Origin of the sequence: Parageobacillus caldoxylosilyticus (assembly GCF_019272935.1) — a bacterium.
Lineage (GTDB): Bacteria > Bacillota > Bacilli > Bacillales > Anoxybacillaceae > Saccharococcus > Saccharococcus caldoxylosilyticus.
The window spans coordinates 374,670-386,651 of sequence record NZ_CP040553.1; the positions used below are offsets into that span (position 1 = coordinate 374,670).

The window sequence follows — 11,982 nt, forward strand, 5'->3', positions numbered from 1 at the left end:
GTCCCTCCTTTTCCGTACCATTCCAATAACGGTGGCGAAGCGATCGCATTACTTCGCGACCGCCTGCAAAACGCGGACTCCGCTTACCGCGGCTTTTTTTCGTTTCGCCACCGTTTCAAACGCAGCCATCATTGCTTCCTCTTGCGAAAGCCCGGATTGTTCGAGCGTTTGAATCGTTTCGATCATCAATTTGTAATTGCGCGGAATGACTTTTACAAATTTGCTGACATATGTTTCCCAATGGGCCAAAATATGAGACGCTTTACGGCTTCCCGTGTAGCGGTAATGTTTTATGATCATTTCACGCACTTCGTTGATTTCCCGTTCGTCCTCGAGCTGTTCAAACAGCACCAATTCTTTATTGGCCGTTTTTTGCCAGTCTTCTTCATCCGCCAATACGTAGGCGATGCCGCCGGACATTCCAGCCGCAAAGTTTTTCCCGACAGAACCAAGAATGACGACGCGTCCGCCTGTCATGTACTCGCAGCCATGGTCGCCGACACCTTCCACAACGGCGTGGACGCCGCTGTTGCGCACGCAGAACCGCTCGCCGGCGCGTCCGCGGATGTAGGCTTCGCCGCTCGTTGCCCCGTAGAAAGCAACGTTGCCGATAATGACGTTATCCGCAGAAGCAAACGGGGCGTCTTGCGGCGGACGGACGATTACTTTGCCGCCGGATAGACCTTTTCCGACATAGTCGTTCGCATCGCCGACGAGCTCGAGCGTCATTCCTTTCGGCACGAAAGCGGCAAAGCTTTGTCCGGCCGAACCAGTGAAATGAAGGCGAATCGTATCTTCCGGAAGCCCTTCTTCCCCGTATCGTTTCGAAATTTCGCTTCCTGTCATCGCGCCGACCGTCCGGTGCACGTTGCGAATCGGCAAATGAAGCTCGACTTTTTCCTGCCGTTCAAGCGCCGGTCGGACTGCCGGCAAAATTTCCGTATAATCCAGCGTTTGTTCGAGACGATGATTTTGCGGACGGGCAAATGTCCGCGGTCCGTCGGCTTGATACAGAAGACGCGATAAATCTAAATGTTTCGCTTTCCAATGATTTTTCGCGCGTTCGCTGACTCTTAAGACGTCGACTCTTCCGACCATCTCATCGATGGTGCGGAATCCGAGCTGAGCCATGATTTCACGCACTTCTTGGGCGACAAAATACATAAAGTTGACGACATGTTCCGGTTTGCCCATAAACTTTTTGCGCAGCTCCGGATTTTGCGTCGCCACGCCGACCGGGCATGTATCGAGATGGCACGCTCGCATCATCACACAGCCTAAAACGACAAGCGGAGCAGTCGCAAAGCCGAATTCTTCGGCGCCAAACAAGGCAGCCATGACGACATCGCGGCCGGTCATTAATTTTCCGTCTGTTTCCAAGACGACGCGGTCGCGCAAGCCGTTTAACATCAACGTCTGATGCGTTTCGGCAAGACCGAGCTCCCACGGCAGCCCCGCGTGCTTAATGCTCGTTTTTGGCGATGCGCCGGTGCCGCCGTCATAGCCGCTGATGACAATCACGTCGGCGTTTCCTTTCGCGACGCCGGCGGCGATCGTTCCGACGCCTGCTTTCGCCACGAGTTTCACGCTGATGCGCGCGTCTTTATTGGCGTTCTTCAAATCGTAAATAAGCTGTGCCAAATCTTCGATCGAATAAATGTCATGGTGCGGCGGCGGCGAAATCAACTCGACTCCCGGCGTCGAGCCGCGCACCTTGCCAATCCACGGATATACTTTATTGGCCGGCAATTGTCCGCCTTCGCCAGGTTTTGCCCCTTGCGCCATTTTGATTTGCAATTCATCGGCGTTGACTAAATAATGGCTTTTGACGCCAAAGCGGCCCGATGCAACCTGCTTGATCGCGCTTCGGCGCCAGTCGCCGTTTGCATCCTTGACGTAGCGGTTTGGATCTTCGCCTCCCTCGCCGCTGTTGCTTTTTCCACCAATGCGGTTCATCGCGATCGCCAGCGCTTCATGAGCTTCCTGGCTTAACGAACCGTAAGACATCGCACCGGTTTTAAAGCGGCGCACGATCGATTCAACCGGTTCGACCTCTTCGATTGGAACCGGGGTTCTTGTTTCATCAAATTCAAACAAATTCCGCAAAAACGTCATACGTTCTTCATTTGCCAATTTTGAATATTGTTTGTACAACTCATAATCATTTTTCCGGCATGCCCATTGAAGCAGATGGATCGTTTTCGGGTTGAACACATGATGTTCCCCGTTTCGCCGCCATTGCAGCTCGCTGCCCGTCTCTAGCGTGCCGTCTTGGTAAGATGTACAGAAGGCTGCTTCGTGTCGCATTTTCGCTTCCTTGGCGATTTCGGCAAGACCGATGCCGCCGATTTGCGATGCCGTACCGGTGAAGTATTGTTCGATCACTTCTTCGCCAATGCCGACCGCTTCAAAAATTTGCGCGCCGCGGTAGCTTTGCACCGTCGAAATGCCCATTTTCGACATCACTTTCACGACACCGTCGGTAGCGGCTTTGATATATTTACGCACCGCATCGCGATACGACAGCGCCACATTGCCTTTTTCCACTTCCTGGCGGATCGTCTCAAGCGCCAAATATGGATTTACCGCGTCAGCGCCATACCCGATTAAAGCCGCGAAGTGATGCACTTCCCGCGCTTCGCCGCTTTCAACAATGATGCTTACGTTCGTCCGTGTCCCTTTGCGGACGAGGTATTGATGAAGGGCGCCCGTGGCGAGCAACGTCGGAATCGCGACATGTTTTTCATCCACACCGCGGTCAGACAACACAAGAAGCGTCGCGCCGTTTTCCATCGCTTGGTCGGCTTTGGCAAACAGCTCGTCAAGCGCCTGTTTTAAATCATCGGTAAATAGCGTTGGAAGCGTCACACAGGCAAATTCCGGATACGGATTGGTTTTCAACGCCGCCAGTTCCTCATTGGAAAGAATCGGCGTTTCCAGACGAATGCGGTGGGCCGCCGATGCATCCGGGTGTAAAATATCGCCTTCTTTGCCGAGAAGCGTCATCGTCGATGTCACGATATACTCGCGAATCGCATCAATCGGTGGATTCGTCACTTGCGCAAACAGCTGTTTAAAGTAGTTAAACAAGCTTTGCGGATGGTCAGACAGAACGGCCAGCGGCGCATCCATCCCCATCGCACCGGTTGGGTCTTTCCCTTCCGTCACCATCGGGATAATCGTTTTTTCAACGTCTTCGTACGTATAGCCAAACGCTTTTTGCAAGGTGACAAGATTGTCAACCGGTTTTACCGTTTCCGGAATATCAAGATCACGCAAGGCAATCATTTGCTCGTCAAGCCATTTGCGATATGGCTTTTCTTTGGCGATTTCTTCTTTGATTTCCTGATCGGAAATAATCCGCCCTTGTTCTAAATCGACTAACAGCATTTTCCCCGGGCTCAGCCGTTCTTTATAGAGGATGTTGCTCGGATCGACATCGATGACGCCGACTTCCGACGAGAAAATAATATAATCGTCTTTCGTCACATAATAACGCGCTGGCCGCAGCCCGTTGCGGTCCAAAATCGCACCGATCTGCTTTCCGTCCGTGAACGAAATTGCTGTCGGCCCGTCCCATGGCTCCATCAGGCAGCTATGGTACTCGTAAAACGCTTTTTTCGCCTCATCCATTTCCTCATCCCAAAACCATGGCTCCGGAATCAGCATCATCGCCGCATGCGCCAACTTTTTCCCTGCTAGGACAAAAAATTCGAATGCATTGTCTAAAATCGACGAGTCGCTGCCGTTCGTATCCAAAATCGGCGTAATTTTTTGCAAATCATCGCCGAACAGCTCCGATACAAACTGCTTTTCGCGCGCCATCATCCAATTGACGTTGCCGCGCAGCGTATTGATTTCGCCGTTATGAATTAAATAGCGGTTTGGATGCGCTCTTTCCCAGCTAGGGAACGTGTTGGTGCTAAAGCGGGAGTGAACGAGGGCAAACGCCGAGCGGAACCGTTCATCTTGCAAATCGACGTAAAACTCATCCAATTGTTCCGGAGTAAGCAACCCTTTATAGACAATCGTCCGGCTCGAAAGACTTGCAAAATAGCATTCATTATTCTCGACGAGTTTTTCCGCTTGTTTGCGAATCACGTACAATTTCCGCTCAAACGCAAGTTCATCGGTAAGATCGTCGCTTGCTGCGATAAATACTTGGCGGATAAATGGCTTGCTTTGTTTTGCAAGTTTTCCAAGTTTTTCGATATTTACAGGCACAGTACGCCACCCTAACAGCGTCTGTCCCTCTTTTTCAACGATTTTATTAAACTCTGTTTCATAATACGCCCGTCTTTCCTCATCTTCCGGCAAAAACACCATGCCGACGCCGTAGCGCCCTTTTGGCGGAAGATTCATTTTTCCGCACGCCACTCGGAAATATTCATGCGGAATTTGTACCATAATTCCCGCGCCGTCGCCCGTTCGCGGATCGCTTCCTTGTCCGCCGCGGTGTTCAAGCTGGCGCAGCATATGCAGCGCTTTTTTGATAATGTCGTGAGACGGCTTCCCTTTTAAATGTGCATAAAAACCGATCCCGCACGCATCATGTTCAAATTCAGGGCGATAAAGCCCTTGTGCTTTTGGCAGTCCGTAATGTTTCATGCTGCTTCCCTCCCGTTCCAATTTCTCTGTAATAATCATTGTAATTTTCAAAAATAATATGAACAATATATAATTTAGATTAAATCCATCTCATTTTGCGATAAATGGCAGGGAGGGGAGAGAAAAATGGAACTGAGACAGCTGCAATATTTCGTGGAGGTAGCGAAGCGGGAACACGTTTCCGAAGCGGCGGAAGCGCTGCATGTCGCCCAATCCGCCATCAGCCGGCAAATTGCAAATTTGGAAGCAGAACTTGGCGTCCAATTGTTTGAGCGGGAAGGACGAAACGTCAAACTCACCCCTGTCGGCCGCCATTTTTTGCCGCATGTCGAGACGGCGCTCAAAGCGATCGAATACGCCAAGCAGCAAATCGAAGAATATTTGGATCCTGAGCGCGGAACGATCAAAATCGGCTTTCCGACGAGCCTTGCCAGCCATACGATGCCGATGGTCATTTCCGCGTTTAAAGAAGAGCATCCAAACGTGGCGTTTCACCTGCGGCAAGGGGCGTACCGATATTTAATCGAAGCGGTGAAAAAAAGAGAAATCGATTTGGCGTTTCTCGGACCTGTTCCAACTGGCGAACCGGGCATTAAAGGGGAGATTTTGTTTTCAGAAACGTTTGCCGCTCTTCTTCCAAGCAATCATCCGCTCGCCAAACGAAACAGCTTAGTGCTAAACGAGCTGCGCAACGATCCGTTCGTCACGTTTCCAGAAGGGTATGTGCTGCATCAAATTGTGCTCGATGCCTGCCATCAGGCCGGATTTTCCCCGGTCATCTCGTCAGAAGGAGAAGATCTGGATGCAATCAAAGGGCTTGTCTCGGCGGGAATCGGCGTCACCCTGCTTCCGGAAAGCGCCTTTTATGAAACGGTATTGCGCTTTGCCGTCAAAGTGCCGATCGAAATGCCGCAAGTCAAGCGAAACGTTGGCATCATTGTTTCCGATCATCACGAACTGGCGCCGTCGGTCAAAGTGTTTTATCGGTTTGTGAAAGACTTTTTCGCCCGGTTGGAGCGGTACCAGTAAAAGACATTGTCTAGCTTTAAAGACTCTGTTCGCTTATTGTTGATTTTCTTCTTCGACTAACGTGTAGAATCTAACTTAAAACGCGGCATGTTAAAATTGTTGTTATATTTTCTTACAAATCTATTGTAAAAATTTCTAGTTGAAATATCTAATTATCATAAAGGATTTCACATACAGAAGGGGGTTTTTTCTATGATGATTCGTCCGGCTAGAGTAGAAGACATTCCTAAAATGTGTAACTTAATGTTCCAATTGACTCAGCATGAAATTTCGCATCGGGACATGGAAAATCGGCTCAACTTCGTAAATGAAAGTCCGTTTGATTTTCTTTATGTATGTGAAGAAAAAAGTAACATAGTGGGAGTTTTAGGCTTCCGCATTCGAGAAAACATTGAAGAAGTTAGTAAATATGGAGAAATATCTGTTATCGTTGTTGATTTGGAAAACCGTGGTAAAGGGATAGGTCGTTATCTCATGAATTATGCAGAACAATTGGCAAAAGAACATGGATGTGTGGGAACTTGGTTAGTTAGCGGTTTTGGACGTGAAGAAGAGGCGCATAAGTTTTATAAGCAATTAGGTTATGAGATAACAGGATATCGGTTCGTAAAAAGAAATTAAGTTCCGGTATTACTCAACTAACGAGTAAGTTAGTTGAAGAAGACATATAAAAAGAATGAAAAACTGATCCTTTTTCTTTACTAATGTTTAACAGAGACTTTATAAAAAATCAGTTTTGCGGCTTTTTATCTAAAGAAAATGTACCAACATCGGCAACAAAATTTTTTTGCGGCCAAGCAATAAAAGCCCCGGAAGTCATTTCGATTCCGGGGCTTTTCTATCAATGTTTCCTCACGTTCTCGCTTTCCATTATTACCATGGTTCGCTCATTCAGCCTCTGAACGCACCACCTTCACCATTTGTTTCGCCTGTTCACACGCGCGGACGACTTCATCAAGCGATTTGCCCAATCCTGCTTCTACGGCGGCGATATACGCTCCTTCCACCAATGGAGCATCGGCGATAGCGATGTGATCTGTTTTCTCTAGCATCTCCATTGCTAGTTCCGCGTTCATCAAAGCGCTTCCAAGGTCAAACAGAATGACAACCCCTTTTTCCGAATAAACAGACTCAATCGCTTCTTTGATGCGGAAAGCGTTCGTTCCAATCTCTCCGTCATTCCCTCCTGCAACGGCGATGCTGACATCAGGCTGGACTTGATTTAATAGTTTTTTTAAACCGCTTACAATTTCCTCGCTATGCGAAATTAATACAAGGCTGACATGCTTCATGAATCGCTCTCTCCTTTATCCTTCCAGCGCTTCCGCTAAAGCAGCAAACAATAAATGCGAAGAAGCCGAACCTGGATCGATATGGCCAACCGATCGCTTTCCTAAATAAGCGGCACGCCCTTTTTTCGCCTCGAGTTCTTTTGTATGTTCCATTTTTTCTTTCGCAAGCAGCGCCGCTTCTTTCGCTTGCAAGCTTTCTTTCTCCCGCAAAAATTCCATGACCGGCTCCCATACGTCCACCATCGTTTTCTCGCCGACCTTTGCTTTTCCGCGCGCTTTGATTCCGCTTAACGCCGCTTCTAACGCGGCGATCAATTCTTTATCATCCGCTTCCTTTTTTCCCGCTAGCACCAGCGACATTTTCAAAAAAGCAGTGCCGTATAGCGGTCCCGAAGCTCCGCCTACTTTCGCGATTAGCGTCATGCTTACGTCTTTAAAAAGCAAGCCGAGATCTTCGTAATTGGCAGAAGCAATTTTTTTAACTACTTCTTGAAATCCCCGCGCCATGTTCAGCCCATGGTCGCCGTCACCGATCGCTTGATCGAGCTCTGTTAAATATTGTTTTTGTTGCTGAATGTGATCGTTTGCGATGCTCATCCATCGTTTTGCTTGTTCCACGCCAAACGCCATGCCGATTTCTCCTCTCCCTTTTATTTTTTCAACGCAATCGTATCCGCAGGCGCATCTAACAATTCGATCAAGGAATCATCCAATTTTAACAGCGATATCGAACAGCCGGCCATTTCCAGAGAGGTCATATATTCTCCGACAAATGTTTCATAGATGTGAATTTGTTTTTCTTCCAATATCTTCGAAACTCTCTTGTTGACAATATATAATTCCATTAACGGTGTCGCACCAAGCCCGTTAATCATCACTGCAACGCGATCGCCTTTTTCTAGTTTCATGTCATCCAAAATTTTGTCAAGCAGCGTTTCCGCAACTTCGTCCGCTGTTTTGATCGTGGTTTTTTCAATTCCTGGTTCACCGTGAATACCGATGCCGACTTCGATTTCGTTTTCTCCAAGTTCAAAGCCAGGTTTTCCCGCTGCCGGCACGGTGCACGGAGTAAGCGCCATTCCCATGGAACGAACGTTTTGCACCACCTTTTTCGCCGCCGCCTCGACTTCTTCAAGCGATGCGCCGCGCTCCGCCAGCGCTCCTGAAATTTTATGCACGAACACCGTTCCAGCGATGCCGCGCCGTCCTGTCGTAAACGTGCTGTCTTCCACCGCGACATCGTCATTCACAATCACCTTCGCGACGTTAATGCCTTCTGCTTCGGCCAACTCCGCAGCCATTTCAAAATTCATCACGTCTCCCGTGTAATTTTTAATGATAAGCAATACACCTTTCCCGCTATCGACCGCTTTGATCGCCTCTAGCACTTGGTCAGGTGTCGGCGAGGTGAATACTTCCCCGCATACCCCCGCGTCTAACATTCCTTTGCCGACATAGCCCGCATGCGCTGGTTCATGTCCGCTGCCGCCGCCGCTTACAACACCAACTTTTCCTTTTACTGGAGCGTCATTTCTCACAATCACATTCGTACCCGGCAGCCGTCTCAACCGATTTGGATAAGCTGCGACCATTCCTTCTAGCATATCGTTGACGACTCGATTTGGATCGTTAATTAGTTTTTTCATCATTCTCTCCCCCTGTATGATTGGATCGCTTTTCTCTTCTTACATTCTACCATAAATAGCGATCATTCTTTCTAAATTTTGTATGTCAAACTAAAAAACGTTAATTTCTTTGCTACCTGAAAACTAGAAGAATCTTAGCAAACACCGAATAATAAAAATATTTTTTACTGTTATGTTAAATACAGAAAATGGAGGACACGACATCATTTATGAGGACAGCTTAAAAAAGACAAATACATTACGCTAAAACTTTGGCTGAATAAGAAAGAGCAGATAATATGTATCGATCACATTTCCACACAAAAAATCCCCTATCTGTATTCTCGAGATAGGGGAAACAAAAACATGCTTGTCATAATGAATTTTTCCGATTGCATTATGACAGTTTTACCACCGTTCTGCCGCGCAGTTTGCCCTTTAAAATATTCGATAAGGCTTCAGGAAGCTGTTCAAGAGTAACTTCCTGCGCAATCGATTCTAATAGTTTATCAGGTTTTAAATCGCTGGCCATTCGTTCCCAAATTTGTTTTCGCAACTCCATCGGGCAATAAACGGAATCAATGCCTAGTAAACTAACGCCGCGAAGAATAAATGGGAAAACAGTGGTTGGAACGTCCGTGCCGCCTGTCAGCCCACTGACTGCTACAGCACCGCCATATTGAATACGGCTTAGCACTGTCGCCAACGTTCTGCCGCCGACAGGGTCAACGGCCGCTGCCCAATATTGTTTATCTAACGGACGGATCTTTTCGGCACATACATCTTCACGGGAAAGAATTTCTTTCGCGCCAAGCTCACGCAAATATTCGTGTTCTGTTTCTTTGCCTGTGCTCGCGACTACTTCATAGCCCCGTTTTGCCAGCATCGAAACTGCCAAACTGCCCACACCGCCGGTTGCCCCAGTAACAAGCACCTTTCCTTTTTCCGGAGACAGACCGTTTTCCTCCAAACGGTGAATCGACAATGCCGCAGTAAACCCTGCCGTTCCCAGCGCCATTGCCTCTTTTAATGTCAATCCTTTTGGAAGCGGGACGAGCCAATCCCCAGGAATACGGGCGTATTCACTGTACCCTCCGTAATGCGTCACCCCAATTTCATAACCAGTCGCAATGACTTCGTCCCCTTCTTTAAAACGCGGATCGCTCGAAGAAGCAACAATACCAGCTAAATCAATCCCCGGGATAAACGGATACGTCTTTACAATTTTGCCATCGGGAATGCACGCCAGTCCGTCTTTATAGTTGACGCTGGAATATTGGACTTTGATTAGGACATCCCCTTTGGGAAGGTCATCCATGGAAACAGCTTGTACATTGACGGTAAAATCTGTTTCCGTTTTATTTACCACTAACGCCTTGAATTCGCTCACAAGACATCCCCCTCAAAATTTTTCCATATCCTTGACTTTACGATAGCAAAATTATTCCGGCTGGTCAAAACATTTTGTTGTCCAAAGCGTTTTGTATCACATCGTTTGAATCTCAATAGTTTGGCCAAGAAGGATTACGTCTAAACAAGAACCTCGCCGTTCCGCCAACAAAATTATGCGTTTTTTCAATGAATGTAACGTGTACAAGCGGAAAATATCACGCGAGCGGTCTAGCCATACCTCACATTTCGCTAACGTATCGATATAAGACTGAACAAATTACAAAAATATTGAACATGCCAATTTCCTGCTTCACGTTATTCGGAGATATCCGTCCATACATCCAAAACCTTCCCTCTCCGATCGGAAAGGGAAGGCCGTTTTTACCGTCTCAGGGCAATCGGGTTTTGTTTTAGCTCTGGATGCAATTTCTCAAACACATCGGCAACATTTAATATTTTCATTTCCCCGAAAGCCGGGCCGACTATTTGCATGCCTACAGGAAGACCTTGAGCAAAACCGCACGGCACCGTTACCGCCGGCAAGCCTGTCAAGTTGAACGGCCCTGTAAAACGGATAATATGGTCAAGAAAATTCACTTCTTTTCCGTTTAACAATACCGTATCCTGCCCGATTTTCGGAGGCAGTAATGGAAGTGTTGGGGTAATGAGAACGTCTACTTTATTGAATATCTCCATTAATTCGCGGCTCAGCTTTAAGCGAATTTGTTGTGCCTGCAAGTAATCCACAGCGGATGGTATTTCTCCAAGCTTCAATAGAAAACGGACATCGTCTCCAAAATCCTCTTCTCTTTCCACTAAATGATGGTGATGAATGGCGCTAGCTTCCGAAATAATTGTAATCATTTCCGCGTATTGCGCATACCGCAATGTCGGAATTCGCACCGTTTCGACGACAGCGCCTTCACGCTCCAGCGATGAAATAGCATTCTTCACCGCTTTTTCCACTTCCACGTCCACATTGTCAAAGAAATATGGTTCTATACCGATTTTTACACCTTTTATGGACTCTGTTAATTGCGAGGAATATCTGGCTGTAGGGGCATCGATAGAGGTCGGGTCTTTTGGGTCATATCCTGCAATCGCTTCCAAAACATAAGCAGCATCTTCCACCGTTTTCGTCATCGGACCGATGTGATCCAACGACCACGCGAGCGGAAAACAACCGTATTTGCTCACTAATCCATGGGTAGGCTTTAAGCCGACAATGCCGCAAAAAGAGGAAGGAATTCTGATCGATCCGCCTGTATCCGTTCCTAAAGAGGCAATCGTCATGTGGGCGGCTGTCGCAACCCCTGATCCTCCGCTCGATCCTCCCGAGATTCGCTCGGTATCCCAAGGATTGCGGGCAGGACCAAAGTGAGGATTATTGTTCGTCGCTCCCCAAGCATACTCATGCAAATGGAGCTTTCCCGGAAAAACCGCTCCCGCTTCGGTCAATTTTTCTACCACCGTTGCATTATAACTCGGTTGAAAGTCCCGATGGATTTTTGATCCCATCGTTGTTGTTTCGTCAGCAAAATAAATAATATCCTTAATCGCCACCGGAATGCCGTGCAGCGGACCGCGATAGTTTCCCGATACTATTTCCGCTTCCGCCATCTCCGCCTGCCGCCGCGCTTTCTCGGCAGTAACCAAAATGTAAGCGTTTAACTTTTCGTTTAATGTTTCGATTTGTTCCAGTACGTCGTTAACGATCTCCACAGGAGAAATTTCCTTATTTTTTACAAGCGGCGCAAGTTCGGAGATCGTTTTCTCATTTAACCGCTTTCCCACGATACACACCTCCTGGATGATGAGTAATGCCAATATCGGCATCATTTAATTTTAGTGTCTCGATTCCTTTTTTTAATTGTTGAAGCGCTTTCCATTGATGTTCTAGCAACACTAGTTCCCATTCAGACACTTTAATCCCTTTTTCTTGTAATACCATTTTTATACTTTCTCTCATTTATTTTCCTCCCTTCTAAAATCAAATTATACACCACTATTCACAAAATTAACAACATTCATAATAT

General features: G+C 47.4%; 9 protein-coding genes. 2 read left to right on the forward strand and 7 right to left on the reverse strand.

The window, feature by feature from the left end; all coding sequences use genetic code 11:
- Positions 1–48 precede the first annotated feature (48 nt).
- Complete coding sequence (gene gltB, locus BV455_RS01970) at positions 49–4,608, reverse strand: glutamate synthase large subunit (protein WP_061580374.1); 4,560 nt, start codon at positions 4,606–4,608, stop codon at positions 49–51.
- Between the two features lie 126 nt (positions 4,609–4,734).
- Between gltB and BV455_RS01975 the strand changes: the two genes are divergently transcribed.
- On the forward strand, positions 4,735–5,637 hold the full coding sequence (locus BV455_RS01975; RefSeq protein ID WP_061580375.1) for a glutamate biosynthesis transcriptional regulator GltC: 903 nt from the start codon (positions 4,735–4,737) through the stop codon (positions 5,635–5,637).
- A 192-nt stretch (positions 5,638–5,829) separates the two neighbouring features.
- Positions 5,830–6,258, forward strand: coding sequence for a GNAT family N-acetyltransferase (locus BV455_RS01980; RefSeq protein ID WP_042411347.1), 429 nt, complete (start codon positions 5,830–5,832; stop codon positions 6,256–6,258).
- 266 nt (positions 6,259–6,524) lie between these two features.
- Here BV455_RS01980 and dhaM read toward each other — a convergent pair whose 3' ends face one another.
- From dhaM to BV455_RS02010, 6 genes are all read right to left on the reverse strand, one after another.
- Entirely contained in the window at positions 6,525–6,929 is a 405-nt protein-coding gene (dhaM, locus tag BV455_RS01985) for a dihydroxyacetone kinase phosphoryl donor subunit DhaM (protein WP_081162103.1), read from the reverse strand.
- Between the two features lie 15 nt (positions 6,930–6,944).
- Complete coding sequence (dhaL, locus tag BV455_RS01990) at positions 6,945–7,559, reverse strand: dihydroxyacetone kinase subunit DhaL (RefSeq protein WP_218687695.1); 615 nt, start codon at positions 7,557–7,559, stop codon at positions 6,945–6,947.
- Positions 7,560–7,579: 20 nt separating this feature from the next.
- Positions 7,580–8,575, reverse strand: a complete 996-nt coding sequence (gene dhaK, locus BV455_RS01995; protein ID WP_218688010.1) for a dihydroxyacetone kinase subunit DhaK — start codon at positions 8,573–8,575, stop codon at positions 7,580–7,582.
- A gap of 376 nt (positions 8,576–8,951) precedes the next feature.
- Complete coding sequence (locus BV455_RS02000; RefSeq protein ID WP_218687696.1) at positions 8,952–9,944, reverse strand: NADPH:quinone oxidoreductase family protein; 993 nt, start codon at positions 9,942–9,944, stop codon at positions 8,952–8,954.
- Between the two features lie 383 nt (positions 9,945–10,327).
- On the reverse strand, positions 10,328–11,740 hold the full coding sequence (locus tag BV455_RS02005) for an amidase (RefSeq protein WP_218687697.1): 1,413 nt from the start codon (positions 11,738–11,740) through the stop codon (positions 10,328–10,330).
- Complete coding sequence (locus BV455_RS02010) at positions 11,721–11,915, reverse strand: hypothetical protein (protein ID WP_017437710.1); 195 nt, start codon at positions 11,913–11,915, stop codon at positions 11,721–11,723. Before BV455_RS02010 ends, BV455_RS02005 begins: the two co-directional genes overlap by 20 nt.
- Positions 11,916–11,982: the final 67 nt, after the last annotated feature.

Bases quoted from the DNA above. Each gene is read 5' to 3' on its own strand.
- dhaK (WP_218688010.1), bottom strand. From the start codon at position 8,575: ATGAAAAAACTAATTAACGATCCAAATCGAGTCGTCAACGATATGCTA.
- BV455_RS02010 (WP_017437710.1), bottom strand. From the start codon at position 11,915: ATGAGAGAAAGTATAAAAATGGTATTACAAGAAAAAGGGATTAAAGTG.
- BV455_RS01980 (WP_042411347.1), top strand. From the start codon at position 5,830: ATGATGATTCGTCCGGCTAGAGTAGAAGACATTCCTAAAATGTGTAAC.
- gltB (WP_061580374.1), bottom strand. From the start codon at position 4,608: ATGAAACATTACGGACTGCCAAAAGCACAAGGGCTTTATCGCCCTGAA.
- dhaM (WP_081162103.1), bottom strand. From the start codon at position 6,929: ATGAAGCATGTCAGCCTTGTATTAATTTCGCATAGCGAGGAAATTGTA.
- BV455_RS01975 (WP_061580375.1), top strand. From the start codon at position 4,735: ATGGAACTGAGACAGCTGCAATATTTCGTGGAGGTAGCGAAGCGGGAA.
- dhaL (WP_218687695.1), bottom strand. From the start codon at position 7,559: ATGGCGTTTGGCGTGGAACAAGCAAAACGATGGATGAGCATCGCAAAC.